The organism is Granulicatella sp. 572.rep1_STHE (assembly GCF_001073445.1).
In the GTDB taxonomy this organism is placed as follows: Bacteria; Bacillota; Bacilli; order Lactobacillales; family Aerococcaceae; genus Granulicatella; species Granulicatella adiacens.
Genome location: NZ_JVBO01000043.1, coordinates 1 through 15,734, shown reverse-complemented (window position 1 = coordinate 15,734; position 15,734 = coordinate 1). Strand labels below are relative to the sequence as shown.

Here is a 15,734-nt window from a genome sequence, read left to right as displayed (position 1 = left end):
GGACTATTAGAAAATCGAAAGCAGGTGGCTCTTTGTATATTCAAAACGAACTTTCTAACAGTTCTCTTTTACTGTCTATTCCTCATAGTGGGCTCCATATTCCAGAAGAAATAGAAGTTCTTTGTAATCCACATGCCAAACGAAATCATACCGATTGGTTTCTTCCTGAATTAGTCGCTTCTAATTCTTATACAATCATCCAAGCTACGGTTTCTAGATACATTGTTGATGTGAATCGATTTAAAATGACACAGAAACACTCCATTCAACCGATTATTCCAAGGACAGATGAAGAAGGTGTCCCTCTATTTAAAAACTTCCCTTCAAAACAGAAGCAAAGACAATGGATTCAAGATTATTACGAGCCTTACTATCGTAAAACTCAAGAGCTCTTAACTCAAAAATTGAACATTCACCAACAGGTTTTTCTTTTAGATTTACACAGTTATGATGATTCGCTTTTTCCTTCTCATGAAATGATACTTGGGAGCAGGAAACAGACTTCTATCAGTAAGAATTCCCTTCAGAGAATCGAAGCTCTCTTTCAAGAACAAAACCTCCCTACTCGTTTAGATACTCCTTTTTCAGGAGGAAGTATTGTTGCCACTTTTGGAAGGCAAGAACGTGTTCAAGCTCTACAAATAGAAATTCCATACTCCTTATATTTAAATGGAAACAAACCAGACGACATAAAGTTTAATAAATTGCAGAAAAAACTACATCATATTTTTGATCAACTCAATAATGAAAACACCTAGATACCTTCTTACGATCGTATCTAGGTGTTTATTCTAATTTGTTTTTTCCTGTAATTTTTTAATTTGCTCTTCGAGGAGTTGAATCTTCTCCGCTTGAGAATTAATTTGTTCTTGCATTTTCGTCATTTGATCTTGATAGTTCTCTAATGGAGTTGGTGTCGTTTTCGAGAAACTTCGGAAGATAAATACTGATAAAAATAATATTACGAGCGTTAGAATAATAAATACCCAACCTTGATTTCTTCTGACGTATTGGTTAAATGTTCTTTGAAAATTTTTCCCTGAGTTACTCATTCATCTTCACCTCTTGACTTTTCAACAGTATACCATTTATTTTGAAATATCTCTAGATGGCACTTGCAATTTTGGTCATTTGTTCGGTCATTGCACCCACTATACCTTCATCACACACAACGATTAAGATGTCACCAGATAGAAGAATCGTATCTCCTTTTGCCACTATTTCTTTTGCACCACGTCTTATGGTTACAATAATAATCTCTTTTGGCCACTCTACTTCACGAATGGCTTTTCCAACCAGCGAGCTATCTACCATAATTGGAATTTCAAAAGTCGTTCGTTCTCCTTTGGTAGTAGTAGAATGTTCTTTATCTAAACGTTCTGCCAACACTTCATAAATTGGGTCCATCTTCAAGAAGTCAGCCACAATATACGCCACTAAAGTACAAATTCCAAGCGGCATTAATTGGTTTAAGCCTCCCACCATTTCTGTTACAAGAAGTAAAGCTGTTAGGGGCGCTTTCCCAATCGCCGCAAAATACCCTGCCATCGCAAAAAAGACGAAGCTCACACGTACACTTGGGTCTACCCCTAAAAATTCAATGAGGAATTCAGCATATGCCAATCCAAGAAGAGCTCCAAGTGAAAGAATCGGTAAAAAAATCCCTCCAGGAAGTCCCGTTCCGTATGAAATCATTGAGTAGACAAAACGAATCACAAATAGCCCCACTAAAAATTGAACAGTATGATTTTCTTTAACGAGTGCTAATACTAACTCACCACCACCGCCTAAAACATGCGGATTCCACATGCCAAGAGGAATAATCAACATAAAGGCAATGAGACAGTAATTATATGGTGCCACTTTTGGGAAAAGCGTCTTGTAAATCTTTGGCAAAGCTAATGTGAGACGATGGTACGCTAATCCAAAAATTGCAAGGACAATGCCAAGAAGGACAACATATCCATAATATTCCATCGGAAAACGTTGGTCATTCCCAAGGTTAAGCGATGGATGCGTCCCAAATACATTTAATGAAATAAAGTTAGCCACGATTGCCGCTGTTAGAGTTGTCACGGCGACAAGTGGACTGAAAGTATGATGAACTTCTTCTAATACAAACATAAGTCCCGCAATCGGAGCATTAAATGCTGCGGCAAGGCCGGCGCCAGCTCCACTGGAAATAAATACATTCTTCTGTACACGATTTGCCTTAAAGGTCTCTGCCACTCCTTGACCAACTGATGCTCCTAATTGAATCGAAGGACCTTCACGTCCAAGCAAGAGTCCTGAGCCAATCGAAATCGCTCCACCGACGAATTTCTTCCAACAGACAGACCACCAATTCATATCCATCTTTCCTTGAAGTTGTAATTCTACTTGTGGAATCCCACTTCCTTTAATATCAGGATCGCTCTTTACAATCTGCCCTAAAATAACCCCCATTACAAGGCTAAAGAGAATCCATGCCAGAATCCATTGCGGTTGTTCTCTTAAAAATGAATAGACGGTCACTACTTGTTCTAAAATAAAACCAATCATATATCTAAATAAACTAACCGCACTTCCTGCTAGGACTCCGATTAATGCGCCAATAGCAATATACCCTGATTTGCGGTATCTCCTAGGGTTCAAATGACTCCAAAACTCCACTCGCACTCATCCTTTACAATTTATTCTCTTTCATTATATCAAAGTCTGCCCATAAAAAAAGGAAGAAATGAAAATTCTTTCACTTCTTCCTTTATTTTATTCACCTTGTAAGTCTGCTTCATCAAGAGCATTCATTAAACGGAATAGTTCTTCCTCTGTTAATGCTGCTTTTTCCTCTTTGACAAAATCGCGTACAATCTCGCCACGATGCATGACAATGAGTCTGTTTCCAAAACGAATCGCGTCAGATAGATTGTGTGTAATCATAAGCGCGGTTAAGTTCTTTTCTTCGATGGTTTCTTGTGTTTTCTGCATAATTTTGCGCTGTGTTTTCGGATCAAGCGCTGCTGTATGTTCGTCTAATAGTAATAGTTGCGGAGCGTTCATCGTTGCCATGAGGAGTGAAATGGCTTGGCGTTGTCCGCCTGATAAGAGTCCGATTTCTGTATGAAGACGTTCTTCTAATCCAAGTCCTAGCGGGGCTAGTAAGGCTTCGAATTGTTGCAATTCTTCTTTAGAAGACGTTTTAAAGAGGCTACGTTTTTGACCTCTCCGATTCGCTAAGGCTAAGTTCTCAGCAACCGTCATCCGAGGAGCTGTTCCTTGCATTGGGTCTTGGAAGACACGACTAATGTAAGCTGCGCGTTCAAAGTCCGCAGTCTGTTCAATTTGATGACCACCAAACGAAATCGTTCCTTCATCTAAAGCAAAATTACCGGCAATCGCATTGAGGAAAGTCGATTTCCCTGCACCATTTCCGCCGACAATCGTAATGAAGTCCCCTTCTTGAATCGATAAGCTGACGAGTTTTAGTGCCTTATGCTCACGTGAAGTTCCAGGGAAAAATGTTTTTGACAAGTGTTGAATTTCAATACTCATTTAGTTTTCCCCCTTTCTATGACGTGTGCTTTTTTGCTGAATCCAGCTCTTTATTTGCGGCACTGTTAAACAGAAGGCAATCAGTGCTGCTGAGATGAGTTTGAAGTCATTTGCTTGGAAGACATTGAGTAATAACACAAGCATTAATAGTAAACGATAAATAATTGATCCGTAAAGGATGCAGACAAGACGTCCTACGAAAGACTCGTCCGCAAAAATCACTTCACCGATAATAATCGCAGCTAGAGCAATAACGATGGTTCCAAGACCTGAGTTCACATCTGCGTATCCATTATTTTGCGCTAAAATCGCACCGGCTAAGGCGATGAGTGCATTGGAAAGCATCAAACCAAATACCGTCATCTTACGCGTGTTAATTCCAAGTGCACGCGCCATCTTTTCGTTGTCCCCTGTTGCAATCAGCGCTTGTCCAAATTCTGTTTTGAAGAAGCAATACATCAAGAAGATTAAAATCCCAATCACGACAAGCCCCATAATGATGATGTCAAAATACTTTGGTAAGCCCAGTTTTGAAAGGACACTAAAAATGGTATCTTGCCCAAGCAGTGTGATATTGGCTTTCCCCATCACACGTAAGTTAATTGATAAGAGTGACGTCATTGTTAAAATCCCTGCTAATAAACTTGGGATTTTACAAACAGTCATCAGAAATGCCGTCACTCCACCAGCAAGCGCCCCAGCAATCATGGCTACAAGCGTTGCTAAAAATGGATTTACCCCTTGTTGAATCAAAATCACACAAGTGGCAGCCCCAAGAGGAAAGCTCCCCTCTGTCGTCATATCTGCAATATTTAAAATTCGAAAACTAATGAATAACCCTAGGGATAATACGCCCCATAATATCCCTTGAGAAATCGAAGAAATTACTAAATCCATTTCGAAAAAAATCCTCCTCTGAAACGATCATTATGACGTTTAAGTCATATTGTGTATGAATCACCACATCATATAGTCGTTATCATATCAACGTTTCTAAACTATCTTATTTAATTGTTGGTGTTACTTTTTGTGCATCTTTTAAGATACTTTCTGGAATTGTAATGCCTAATTTTTTCGATTTTTCTTCGTTGACATAAACAACACCTTTGTTTGCTAATGTGATTGGTGTATCGGCTGGGTTTGCACCTTTTAATACTTTTACAACTACTTTAGCTGTTTCTACACCGATTTGGTATTGGTCAACCCCTACTCCTAATACTCCACCATCAGCAACCATTGTATCTGCTGATGGGAATACTGGAATTTTAACCGCATCTGTTACTTGAACGACTGTTGCCATTGCACTTGCGATTGTGTTATCAATTGGAACGAAGATGGCATCTACTTGGCTTGCTAAACTTTCAGTTACTTGTTGAATATCGTTTGTGTTTGCAATTGTTGATACTTTAACTTCTAGGCCTAATTCTTTCGCTGCTTTTTGCGCTTCTTCGGCTTGTTTCACAGAGTTATCTTCGCTTGAAGTGTAAAGGATTCCCACTTTCTTCATGTTAGGAAGAACTTGTTTCATGATTTCTAATTGTTGTTTGATTGGTGTACGGTCACTCACCCCTGTGATGTTGTTTCCTGGTTTTGATTCGCTTGCGATTAGGCCTGCTTCAACTGGATAAGTAATCCCACCCATGATAATTGGTGTTTCTTTTGTATTGTTCGCCAACGCTAAAGTCGCAGGAGTTGTAATCCCTACTAAGATGTTGTTTCCGCCTGAAACTAATTTTTCAGACATGCTGGCTAAGTTACTTTGGTCTCCTTGCGCGTTTTGAAGGTCGATTTCTAAGTTTTTACCAACTTCGTATCCTTCGTTCTTCAATTCGTCTTGTAGCCCTTTATAGATGGCATCTAACGCTGGGTGGCTAAGTAATTGTAATACCCCAACTTTAACGGTTTCTGTTTGTGTGGATGCTGTGTTAGTTGTATTTGTTTCTTTATTTTTGTCTCCTGATTGATTGAAGAATAGTGCTCCTATCACTACTAATACTAATAATACTCCGAATAAATAAATGCCTTTGTTCTTTTTCATGATGAATTCCTCCAAAATTGAATATGATATTGCAAACTCTATTAAAAAAAGAGACTACGTATTCCACTACGAGTCTCTCATACAAATAGAAAGACCACGTCAGCTCTAGTCTATAGATCTACGTGGTCGAGTTTGCTTTAAAAGATAAATTCCACATAGATACAAGTTCACGTCAATGAAGGTTGTATCTACATGTACAAATGTACGTTAAGAACAACCTGTATCTAGTGGCTTTGCCAACGCGTATTTAATTTTAATACGATACAAATATTTGCCATGTTCTTAACTCCTTTTCTAGTGATGTGTTCATTATGAACGCAAATGTCCTCGGTGTCAACTATTTTTTTCAAAAAGATGATCTTTTATTTTTATCAATATCTATGAACACATTGTTATTTCTTAAACAATTCTTTATTTTTTATTGAGGTTTTCTTAAATCTGTGCTATTATATCAAAGGAAATTAATAAAACATTTTTTTCACAAAGGAGAATGAAAATGAGAAAAGGAATTTTAGCTAGTTTAGCTTTATCTTCCGTACTATTACTAGCAGCATGCGGAAATAATAGTTCACAATCTTCGTCTTCAGCCAAAGAAACAACTACTACAACTGCTGAAGCTGTTGCAAGTGCTTCTGCTCAAAAATACGCAGATCCTTCAACATTAAAAGAAAGCTACGATGTTATCATCGTTGGTTCAGGGGGTGCTGGTCTTTCAGCAGCCATCCAAGCTAAAGAAGCTGGCTTAAATCCAGTCATCTTGGAAAAAATGCCAACTGCAGGAGGAAATACTACAAAATCTTCAGCTGGTATGAATGCTTCTCAAACGAAATTCCAAGAAAAAGAAGGAATTCAAGATTCTAACGATAAATTCTATGAAGAATCACTAAAAGGTGGACATGGAACTAACAACCCTGAACTACTTCGTTACTTAGTAGATAATTCAGCTAGTGCCATCGATTGGTTAGATTCAATGGGAATTACACTAAGCAATTTAACAACTACTGGTGGAATGAGTCAAAAACGTACTCACCGCCCTGCTGATGGTTCAGCTGTTGGTGAATATTTAGTAAATGGATTATTACGAAATGTTTCTGAAAGAGAAATTCCATTATTCGTCAATGCAGTAGTGACAAAAGTGAATGAAAAAGATGGTAAAGTCACTGGTGTTAACGTTACTGTCGATGGTAAAGAAAAAACAATCTCTGCAAAAGCAGTTGTTCTAACAACTGGTGGATTTGGTGCAAACATGGAAATGGTTACTGAATACAAACCAGAATTAAAAGGCTTTGTTACTACAAACCAAAAAGGTTCTACTGGTGACGGAATTGTTTTAGCAAAAGAATTAGGCGCTGCAACAGTAGATATGAAAGATATTCAAATCCACCCAACAGTAGAACAATCTACTTCAACATTGATTTCTGAATCTGTTCGTGGTGAAGGTGCTATTCTTGTGAACCAAGATGGTAAACGTTTCTACAACGAAATGGAAACTCGTGATAAAGTTTCTCAACAAATTATTGGATTAAAAGAAAAATATGCTTACTTAGTATTTGACTCTGCTTTAACTGAACGTGCTAAAGCTGTTAAATTCTACGAAAAACGTGGACTAGTGAAAAAAGCAGATACGATTGAAGGTCTAGCAAAAGAAATTAATGTTCCTGCTGATACTTTAAAAGCAACATTAGAAACTTGGAATAAAGCTGTTGCCGATAAGAACGATGCTGAATTTGGCCGTAAAACAGCAATGGATCATGACTTATCTAAAGGTCCTTACTACGCAATCCAAATTGCTCCTGGTATCCACCATACAATGGGAGGATTGAAGATTAATACGAAAGCTCAAGTTCTTAAAGAAGACGGTTCTGCGATTCAAGGTCTATATGCTGCTGGTGAAGTAACAGGTGGCGTTCACGGTGAAAACCGTATCGGTGGTAACGCAGTTGCTGATATCATCATCTTTGGTCGTCAAGCAGGTGCCCAATCTGCTGCATATGCAAAAGAAAATAATTAATTTCCAATTGAACAAAAACGAAAAACTCTGAAGCTGTGCTTCAGAGTTTTTTATGAAATGAACTATAAAAGACTAGTCCTCATCCTTAATATCAATATCTTCTGGGATTGGTTCATCCAAGTACTTTTGATATTCTTCTAAGAGACGTTCCCGTTGTTTCAAGAAGAAGTCGAACTGCGCACTGTTTAACAGTACCTCTCCATCCACTTCCACCGTCTTCACTTGCTTTGTTTGGATTAAATGCATGAGATATCCTAATTCTATTTCCAGATTCTCTGCGGTTTGTTGTACTGTATAATACATCCTTTTCCTCCAATAAAAAAGCTACCCTAAACGAATGGTCTAAGGTAGCCAACATTTTCAATTATGCTAAAGCTTCAACAAGGCTTTGTGCGAAAGCTTGGATATGTTCAATATCTTCTGCTTCTGCGTTTAAGTCTACTAAGACATTTTCAGCACCTTTTTTGGCACCTGTTTTTGCAAATTGAGCATCAAAATCTAATACGGATTGGCAGAACTTATCGTAAAAAGTATCTCCTGAACCAAGTGCACCGTATACTTTTCCTGTTAAATCTTCTTCCTCTAATTCTTCATAGAAGTCAACGATTTCATCAGGTAAGTCGCCATCTGTTCCGTAAGTATATGTTGCGACAACATTAATATCATAATTATGGAATTCGCTTGCTTGTGCTGAAGTACATTCTTTCACATCTACTTCTACTCCACGTTCTTCTAATGCTTCTGCTAAAATATCCGCAATCTCTTCTGTATTACCTGTTAAACTTGCATATACGATCAATGCTGTTGCCATGATACCACTCTCTTTCTCATTCAATACAACGATTATAACAAATCCACAAAACTCCGTCTATTGTTTCTGATTAAAAATATAGGAGAGTCTACAGCAAACTCCACTTTTTCCCTGCGCCCTATTCTCTCAAAGATATAACATATATAAAAGGAGAGGAGCACACATTAACTCCTTGCACTTTTTCCATTTCACGATGATAAATACGTAGTAAATCAATTCTTGGGCCTTACGGATTTTATCATAATCATCCGTAACGATTTAAAAAATTGTGAGGAGCACTCATTAACTCTCTGCACCTCTCCTTTTCACGAAGGTGGATACGTAGTAAATCAATTCTTGGACCTTACGGATTTTATCATCACCATAATAGGGAACGATATTCAATGCGAGGGAGAAAGACAGAAACGCACGAGATACATCATTGCATCTCGTGCATTTCGTTTTCTTTCCCCCACAAAGTTGAATAGGTATGAGCAAACTGTTCACAGTGAAGCTCATGCCATTCAACCACTGTGCCTAGTAGGAGTTTGAGCTTGCTCGTTACTCCTACTTTGAGGCTTGAAAGGTGCAAGACCCAGGCTTGCACCGGTATCCTATTATGATAATGATAATAACCGTCCTTAATTTAAAAAGTTAGTGAGAAGCACACATTAACTCCTTGCACTTTTCCATTTCACGAAGGTAAATACGTAGTAAATCAATTCTTGGGCATTACGGATTTTATCATCACCATAATAGGGAATAATATTCAATGCGAATTAGAGGGAGTGGAAACTCGTTTCCTACTCCCTCTTTGAGGCTTGAAAGGCGCAAGACCAAGGCTTGCGCCGGTATCCTATTATGGTAATGATAATAACATCCGTAAGGATTCCCAAGAATTGAATTAGCCACCATATTCACTGAGTTTTTTAGGTATACTTTATCTGTTGCACCCCTTTTTCAAAAGTTTTACTATAATAAACGAATTTATTTTTAGGAGATGACAATTTTGCCATTATCAGCAACGGATCGCCTCAAACAAGCCGAACGCGGAGCCCTCTTAAGTATCGGCACATATATCTTTTTATCTGCAGCAAAACTGTTCGTTGGGAAACTCTTCAACTCCGAAGCCCTGTTTGCCGATGGTTGGAACAACTTTACAGATGTGATTTCATCAATCCTTGTATTCGTAGGGTTACGCTTGTCACAAAAACCAAGCGACGAAAACCACCCCTACGGCCATTGGAAATTCGAAACCATCGCCAGCCTTGCAACTTCATTTATCATGTTCTTCATCGGGATTGAAGTCGTCAGAAATGCCTTCCAAACATTCCTTAGCCCTGTAACGGAGGCTCCTTCACTCATTTCTTCTGTCGTTGGATTCTTCTCAGGGATTGTGATGATTGGTGTATACTTCTACAACAAAAACCTGGCAGCACGCATTCAATCACTAGGACTTAAGGCAACCGCTAAAGATAACTTAAGCGATGCGATGACCAGTTTCTTGACAGCCTTAGCGGTGTTATTTGCTTCTCTTGGCTTACACTGGCTCGATAATATCATGGCTTTCGTTGTCGGCCTTCTCATTGTCCGCACAGCTTATGAAGTATTTTCTGAGAGTACCTTCCAATTAACAGACGGCTTCGACCAAACTGAACTAGACAAATATATTCCAGTTATCCTACGTCATCCTGAAGTTAAAGATATTCGTGAAATCAAAGCACGTCGTTATGGATCGAATATTTATATCGACTTAACGGTTTGTATGGATGAAGATTTAACAGTTTTCAAAAGTCATCAAGTAACGGAATTTATTGAAAAAGAGCTTTACGACGAGTTTGCTATCTCATTTATCGATATTCACGTCGAACCATATCCTTATGAGTAAAAAAATCCCAATCTCTTTATGAAGAGATTGGGATTTTCTATTATTGAATCGTATTAAAGTTCAAGTTGAACGCCTGTTTTACAGAATCACTTGCTTCGCTAACGGGAGTTTTTGAAACGTATTTCCCTTTAAAACAATAACGTTTTGTCGCATTGTAATCATCACACGTAATTAAAGTAATTTCTGTAACACCAGGTTGGTCATTAATAACTTCCACTCGTGTTGGTTCGATTAATTCTACGGATGTTGTTTCATATTCATACACATACTCTAAATCTGTTGTATAAATTTTATCTCCAACTTTTAAGTTTACCAGCGGAGAGAATAATAAAGTCATATCTCCGAAATAATTATGACTCGCTAATGCGTAGTTCCCTTGACCCATTTTCTGTGTGGGTTTCATCGTTCCAGCACCCGATAGAAGGACTTCATTTGCTAAACCTTTATAAATCGGTAAATTCAATTTCACACTTGGAACAGCGATTTGTCCTAGTGTTAAGAATGTGCCTTTTTTCATATTGGCTTTTAAAACTTGATTTAAATCAATCGGTTCTACTTTAGAAAAGTCAAATTCCGCTTCTTGTAATTCATTGGCTTTAACCGCTGATAATGTTAACGAAGAATTGATTTGAGACTGTTCTGCTTGTAGTCTAGATAATAAGAATGTACGAATCGGATCCGCAGCTAACAAGATGGCAGCAATCACAAATAAAATTGACGCCAAAAAGATTCTCCAGTTGAATTTTTTCTTTGGCTTATGATTCTTCTGTTGGTTTCGACTATTTCTTCTTCCTTCTATTTTTTCCATACATCAATCCTCTTTCTCTTTTGTGCTCACAAGGATCCAATATCCCTTATCTAAAGCAATACGCTCTACATTTCCAAAGACTTCCTGCATTTTCTTTTGCGCACTTGGAGCACCTTGTTTCTTCTGAATTACGATGACTAGTTGGCCGCCATCTATTAAATGGTCATACGCCTCTTCTAAAATACAATGGACCACTTCTTTTCCTGCACGGATTGGCGGGTTACTAATAATAACAGAATAGTCCTTCGCATTTATTTCATCATAAATCGAGCTTTCGTGAATCGATACATTTTCAATCCCATTCGCTTTAGCATTACGTCTAGCTAATTCGAGTGCACGTTCATTGACGTCTACCATTTCTACATGCATCTTCGGATAGGCCTTTGCAAAAGACAAACCCATTGGACCATAACCACAACCAACATCTAACAGTTTTCCTTCCTGAAAAGAAGAAGGAACTTCATAAGACTCAATCAATAACTGACTTCCAAAATCAATGGTATTCTTTGAAAACACTCCATTGTCACTAACAAACTGGAAAGAGAATCCTTTTAAAACATAACTAAAATGTTTCTCTTGACTCTTACTATTTGGTTGCTGTGTATAATAGTGATTTTGATTCATGAGTATCTCCTTTTTTTGTATCTTTCTTCATACTAGCATAAATCACCTTTTTTCCAAAACAAAAAAACCCGCTGTTTGGGAACAGCGGGAAAAGGTTAGGAGGGTTTACTAATAAAAAAATGTTGGGAGTTCATTTTTTTATTTGGGAGAAGTAAACCTTAGGTGTTTTATTGGGTATAAATAGATTATAGAGGTTAATTTTGAATTTTGTGTGAATTTTGCTTTGAATTTTTTTAAAATGAAACTTTTTTTATATTTTAATATCGTCGTAGTCAGTACTTTTTTTGAATAATTCCACTACGTACGAACAAATTGGGCGAACTTTTAAGTTTTCCTCTCTTGCATACACAGCTAATCGTTCTACTAATTGACGCGCTACTCCTTGTCCACGAAGACTAGGATCGACAAAAGTGTGGTCCGCGTCCGCACCAATCACTCCCTCTTCTTCCGGAGTATATGTAATTTCTGCATCCACTTCTCCTGCAGCATTATAATGTCTAAACGCTTGATTTTCTTGAACAAATTCCATTAACAACTCCCCCTTTATAGTTCTATCTCTAGTATACGACTCAATGAGATAGAAATCGAAGAATGTGATTCGAAAATAGTAACATTTGTTATACCTATTTTATAACGAAGTCATTTTTTTGATTATGGTATTCTGTTAACAGAAATTATTTTTCAGAATGGAGAATTTGTTATGCATATACCCGATAATTATTTAAGCCCAACAACTTGTGCAGTTTTAGCAGTTGCTGCTGCACCGGTAGTGGGATTATCCATTACGAAAGTAAAAGCTCAATTAAAAGAGAATAAAGAATTAGCTCCTATGCTTGGAATCGCTGCTTCGTTATCTTTCTTATTAATGATGTTTAATGTGCCAATCCCTGGTGGTACAACTGCTCACGCTGTTGGCGGCGTGTTACTTTCAATCTTAATTGGACCGTATGCCGCAAGTCTGGCGTTGACCGTCGCTCTTCTCTTACAAGCTCTTCTATTTGGAGATGGAGGAATTCTTGCTCTTGGCGCAAATATTTTCAACATGGCGATTGCAATGCCATTTGCCGGATATGCTGTTTACAATTTCTTCCGTAAACAAAACCATGAAACAGCCGGAGTTCTCGTTGGTTCTTACGTAGGGATTAATGTGGCAGCATTTTTAACAGCCATTGAACTTGGAATCCAACCAATCATTGCCACTCAAGGAGGAGAGCCACTGTATAACCCTTATGGATTAGCAGTTACGATTCCTGCCATGATGGCAACTCACTTAACGATTGCCGGTGCCGTGGAAGTCTTCTTTACTTATGTGATTTATCGTTTCGTAAAACAAGTCGCTCCACAAGAACTATACACACCAACTTTAGTCAATACGACTTCTTTCGTGAAGAAAATCCGCTATGTCTTAATCGCCTTAGTTGTGTTAAGTCCATTAGGATTATTAGCAGAAGGTACTGCTTTTGGAGAATGGTCTTCTGAAGAACTTGCTGAAATGATGACCAATGTCCCAGCAGGAATCGAGAATGGATTTTCATTCGAAGCCCTCTTCAGTGACTACACCATCCCTGGGACAAACATCGCAGTTGGTTATATTTTATCGGCCATTACTGCACTATTAATCTTCTATATTTTAGGAAAAATGATTCGATCAATGAATGGAGCAAAAGTATCTCATGCGTAAACTCCCTGACTGGCTAAAAACCGAAGAAGCACTCGCAGCCTCTTCAAAAAGCCATCAATATTTACAAATGAATATCAACTCATTGCGCCGTCTCCTTGGCAAAATGAAACAAATGACACCCGCATTGCAGGCGAAATCTTCGTCCTCAATGCGGCTCGTTTACTTTGTGTGCTTAGCCATTCTGATCACACTCAGCCATTCCACCATCCAACTATGGATTTTGGCGATTTTCCTATTAACGCATATCGCCTTTCTTCCAGGAGAAGCACTCCTTCGTCTTTGGAAAGTACTTACTCGCGTACTCCTCTTTACAGTGATTGTCCTCTTACCAAGCATTCTTCTAAGAGGTTTCCAGAACAGTGGCCTCTTCCTTGGTCGTACAGGAATTCTTGTCTTAAACTTGTCGCTCTTTTTAGCCACAACGACAAGCGTTCAACTCGTTGAGGCGCTTCGCCAGTTGCATTTTCCAAAAACGATGATTCAAACAATCGAACTCTCGATGAAATACACTTATATCCTCGGAAAGCATCTACAGCAACAAATCGAATGCGTCCAACTGCGAACCATCGGACAAAAAGTAAATCTCGGGTTATTTGGATCGATTCTTGGGCTCTTGTATTTATCATCGAAAAACCACACGAAAGAAGTCTACGAGGCCATGACGCTTCGAGGTTACGGAATGGATGTCAAAAATAAAGTCCCTTTCAACTGGAAGAAAGAGGACGTCTTATTATTATTCGAATTAATCGTGCTAGTTGTTGTAACAACCGTGCTACGCTAGAAAGGAATGCTTATGATTACAATTCAAGATGGAAATTATCACTACAGCGAAGACATTGGAATCCACGATATCAACCTTCATATCGAAAAAGGCGAAACAGTGGCTTTAATGGGACCAAATGGAGCCGGAAAATCAACACTTTTTAAAATTTTGGTTGGATTACTTCCTCTCTCTTCTGGGAAATACCAATTCAACAATTGGGTAATTGATGCAGACTTCTTAAAAGACCCAAGTAATGCTGGTCACTTATACCAACAAGTCGGTTTGATTTTCCAAAACAGCGACATTCAATTATTCAATACGACGGTTGCTGAAGAGCTTGCCTTCGGTCCACGTCAGCTCGGATTGCCCGAAGAAGAAATCGAAAAACGAGTGAATGATACACTGGCGCTCCTTGAAATCGAACACTTAAAAGACCGGATTCCCTACCACCTTTCTGGCGGGGAAAAGAAACTCGTGGCAATTGCTAGTGTGCTCACCATGAATCCTAGCGTATTATTGTTTGATGAACCCTTTAACGGCCTCTCACCAAAATATCAACGCCTCATTGTGGAATTACTAGAAGAGTTAAAAACAGCAGGAAAAACCATCATTATTTCCTCTCATCATTTCAATCAAATTGCCTCTATCGTTGAACGTGTCCTTCTCTTTTCAGAAGAACATACAATTACTACTAGCTATTCAAAAATAGATTGGGAAATCCATCCAGAACTAAGAAAAGCATTTACTACTTGTTAAAAAGCAAATGTATCAAAAATGATACATTTGCTTTTTTTGCTTTATATTATAAACTTTTCTACCATATATAAAAAATCCCGAAATTCACTTTGATATGCTCCCTCTAAAGTAGACACTAAAAAAGTAAACTACTTTAGAGGGGGTATTTTTTAGATTGGCTAAGAAACATACTGCAAAAGAATTAGAACGATTCATAGAATTGTATTTAGATGGTGTGCCTTTTCGTGAGTTGCGTAGTGAATATGGTTTAAGGATTTCACCTGGAACATTTAATATGTATTTTTCGAAATATAAAGCATATGGACTTTCTGCTTTAGAAGATAGAGATGGGTTTAACACTTATACAAATGAATTTAAAGAAATGGTGGTTAAAGAGTTTTTAGAATCGAAAACCTATTTAACGGCAATCACAAGAAAATATAATATTCCTTCTGTTACAACTGTACGAAATTGGATTATTAAGTATACTAATGGTGAGGCCACGAAGGCCTACTATCCTAAGCCAGAGGTATACACTATGAAATATAGAAAAACATCGCACGAAGAAAGAATCCTTATCGTCAAAGACTGTATTCAAAATCAATTAAACTATAAACAAACTGCACAGAAATATAACATCTCGTACAACTTGGTGTATCAATGGGTAAAAAAATATCAAAAATATGGCCCTGATGGATTAATAGACAGTCGAGGAAAACGAAAACCAGATAATATACAGACAGAAACTGAGCGTATTCGTGCAGAAATGGCTATATTAAAGGCACGAAACGAATATTTAGAAACAGAAAATGCCGCACTAAAAAAATTACAAGAAGTGGAAAGCGAGCTGATGTTTGCCAGACGA

At 38.0% G+C, this 15,734-nt stretch carries 17 protein-coding genes; 7 read left to right on the top strand and 10 right to left on the bottom strand.

The genetic code is table 11. The annotated features are described in order from the left end of the window. Positions 1-32 precede the first annotated feature (32 nt). Positions 33-758, top strand: a complete 726-nt coding sequence (locus ADH99_RS09230) for an N-formylglutamate amidohydrolase (protein ID WP_049555770.1) — start codon at positions 33-35, stop codon at positions 756-758. A 33-nt stretch (positions 759-791) separates the two neighbouring features. On the opposite strand, the gene ADH99_RS09225 is transcribed toward ADH99_RS09230, so the two are convergent. The 5 genes from ADH99_RS09225 to trpX form a co-directional block, all read right to left on the bottom strand. Further along, positions 792-1,052: a hypothetical protein gene (locus ADH99_RS09225; RefSeq protein ID WP_049555771.1), complete on the bottom strand. Its 261-nt coding sequence runs from the start codon at positions 1,050-1,052 to the stop codon at positions 792-794. A gap of 52 nt (positions 1,053-1,104) precedes the next feature. Next, complete coding sequence (locus ADH99_RS09220) at positions 1,105-2,652, bottom strand: ClC family H(+)/Cl(-) exchange transporter (RefSeq protein ID WP_049555772.1); 1,548 nt, start codon at positions 2,650-2,652, stop codon at positions 1,105-1,107. A gap of 96 nt (positions 2,653-2,748) precedes the next feature. After that, positions 2,749-3,531, bottom strand: coding sequence for an ABC transporter ATP-binding protein (locus ADH99_RS09215; protein ID WP_049555773.1), 783 nt, complete (start codon positions 3,529-3,531; stop codon positions 2,749-2,751). Next, positions 3,532-4,428, bottom strand: coding sequence for an ABC transporter permease (locus ADH99_RS09210; RefSeq protein WP_049555774.1), 897 nt, complete (start codon positions 4,426-4,428; stop codon positions 3,532-3,534). A 106-nt stretch (positions 4,429-4,534) separates the two neighbouring features. Then, a complete protein-coding gene (trpX, locus tag ADH99_RS09205) occupies positions 4,535-5,569 on the bottom strand; it encodes a tryptophan ABC transporter substrate-binding protein (protein WP_049555775.1) in 1,035 nt (344 codons plus the stop codon). 496 nt (positions 5,570-6,065) lie between these two features. Here trpX and ADH99_RS09200 point away from each other — a divergent pair, with 496 nt between their 5' ends. Then, positions 6,066-7,580 (top strand): flavocytochrome c, encoded by a 1,515-nt coding sequence (locus tag ADH99_RS09200; RefSeq protein ID WP_049555776.1) that lies wholly within the window; start codon positions 6,066-6,068, stop codon positions 7,578-7,580. Between the two features lie 72 nt (positions 7,581-7,652). On the opposite strand, the gene ADH99_RS09195 is transcribed toward ADH99_RS09200, so the two are convergent. Both ADH99_RS09195 and ADH99_RS09190 read right to left on the bottom strand, forming a co-directional pair. Continuing rightward, positions 7,653-7,883: a hypothetical protein gene (locus tag ADH99_RS09195; RefSeq protein WP_005606923.1), complete on the bottom strand. Its 231-nt coding sequence runs from the start codon at positions 7,881-7,883 to the stop codon at positions 7,653-7,655. Positions 7,884-7,944: 61 nt separating this feature from the next. Beyond that, positions 7,945-8,391 carry a flavodoxin gene (locus ADH99_RS09190; protein WP_039849122.1) on the bottom strand — a complete coding sequence of 149 codons (447 nt, stop codon included), beginning with the start codon at positions 8,389-8,391 and terminating at the stop codon, positions 7,945-7,947. 979 nt (positions 8,392-9,370) lie between these two features. Here ADH99_RS09190 and ADH99_RS09185 point away from each other — a divergent pair. Then, complete coding sequence (locus ADH99_RS09185) at positions 9,371-10,258, top strand: cation diffusion facilitator family transporter (protein WP_049555777.1); 888 nt, start codon at positions 9,371-9,373, stop codon at positions 10,256-10,258. Between the two features lie 40 nt (positions 10,259-10,298). Here the strand turns inward: ADH99_RS09185 and ADH99_RS09180 are convergent, their stop codons facing one another. The 3 genes from ADH99_RS09180 to ADH99_RS09170 form a co-directional block, all read right to left on the bottom strand. Beyond that, positions 10,299-11,066 (bottom strand): class A sortase, encoded by a 768-nt coding sequence (locus tag ADH99_RS09180; protein ID WP_049555778.1) that lies wholly within the window; start codon positions 11,064-11,066, stop codon positions 10,299-10,301. A gap of 3 nt (positions 11,067-11,069) precedes the next feature. Next, on the bottom strand, positions 11,070-11,690 hold the full coding sequence (locus ADH99_RS09175) for a class I SAM-dependent methyltransferase (protein WP_049555779.1): 621 nt from the start codon (positions 11,688-11,690) through the stop codon (positions 11,070-11,072). Positions 11,691-11,940: 250 nt separating this feature from the next. Further along, entirely contained in the window at positions 11,941-12,219 is a 279-nt protein-coding gene (locus ADH99_RS09170) for a GNAT family N-acetyltransferase (protein ID WP_049555780.1), read from the bottom strand. 171 nt (positions 12,220-12,390) lie between these two features. Here ADH99_RS09170 and cbiM point away from each other — a divergent pair, with 171 nt between their 5' ends. The 4 genes from cbiM to ADH99_RS09150 all read left to right on the top strand — a co-directional run. Continuing rightward, positions 12,391-13,371 carry a cobalt transporter CbiM gene (gene cbiM / locus ADH99_RS09165; RefSeq protein WP_049555781.1) on the top strand — a complete coding sequence of 327 codons (981 nt, stop codon included), beginning with the start codon at positions 12,391-12,393 and terminating at the stop codon, positions 13,369-13,371. Further along, entirely contained in the window at positions 13,364-14,152 is a 789-nt protein-coding gene (locus ADH99_RS09160) for an energy-coupling factor transporter transmembrane component T (RefSeq protein WP_049555782.1), read from the top strand. Before cbiM ends, ADH99_RS09160 begins: the two co-directional genes overlap by 8 nt. A 12-nt stretch (positions 14,153-14,164) precedes the next feature. Next, positions 14,165-14,890: an energy-coupling factor ABC transporter ATP-binding protein gene (locus ADH99_RS09155; protein WP_049555783.1), complete on the top strand. Its 726-nt coding sequence runs from the start codon at positions 14,165-14,167 to the stop codon at positions 14,888-14,890. Positions 14,891-15,044: 154 nt separating this feature from the next. Next, a partial coding sequence (locus tag ADH99_RS09150; RefSeq protein WP_049555913.1) for a helix-turn-helix domain-containing protein occupies positions 15,045-15,734 on the top strand: 690 nt, incomplete at its 3' end.

Coding starts and splice junctions, on each gene's coding strand:
- ADH99_RS09225 (WP_049555771.1), bottom strand. CDS start 1,052: ATGAGTAACTCAGGGAAAAATTTTCAAAGAACATTTAACCAATACGTC.
- ADH99_RS09215 (WP_049555773.1), bottom strand. CDS start 3,531: ATGAGTATTGAAATTCAACACTTGTCAAAAACATTTTTCCCTGGAACT.
- ADH99_RS09210 (WP_049555774.1), bottom strand. CDS start 4,428: ATGGATTTAGTAATTTCTTCGATTTCTCAAGGGATATTATGGGGCGTA.
- trpX (WP_049555775.1), bottom strand. CDS start 5,569: ATGAAAAAGAACAAAGGCATTTATTTATTCGGAGTATTATTAGTATTA.
- ADH99_RS09200 (WP_049555776.1), top strand. CDS start 6,066: ATGAGAAAAGGAATTTTAGCTAGTTTAGCTTTATCTTCCGTACTATTA.
- ADH99_RS09195 (WP_005606923.1), bottom strand. CDS start 7,883: ATGTATTATACAGTACAACAAACCGCAGAGAATCTGGAAATAGAATTA.
- ADH99_RS09190 (WP_039849122.1), bottom strand. CDS start 8,391: ATGGCAACAGCATTGATCGTATATGCAAGTTTAACAGGTAATACAGAA.
- ADH99_RS09185 (WP_049555777.1), top strand. CDS start 9,371: ATGACAATTTTGCCATTATCAGCAACGGATCGCCTCAAACAAGCCGAA.
- ADH99_RS09180 (WP_049555778.1), bottom strand. CDS start 11,066: ATGGAAAAAATAGAAGGAAGAAGAAATAGTCGAAACCAACAGAAGAAT.
- ADH99_RS09175 (WP_049555779.1), bottom strand. CDS start 11,690: ATGAATCAAAATCACTATTATACACAGCAACCAAATAGTAAGAGTCAA.
- ADH99_RS09170 (WP_049555780.1), bottom strand. CDS start 12,219: ATGGAATTTGTTCAAGAAAATCAAGCGTTTAGACATTATAATGCTGCA.
- cbiM (WP_049555781.1), top strand. CDS start 12,391: ATGCATATACCCGATAATTATTTAAGCCCAACAACTTGTGCAGTTTTA.
- ADH99_RS09160 (WP_049555782.1), top strand. CDS start 13,364: ATGCGTAAACTCCCTGACTGGCTAAAAACCGAAGAAGCACTCGCAGCC.
- ADH99_RS09155 (WP_049555783.1), top strand. CDS start 14,165: ATGATTACAATTCAAGATGGAAATTATCACTACAGCGAAGACATTGGA.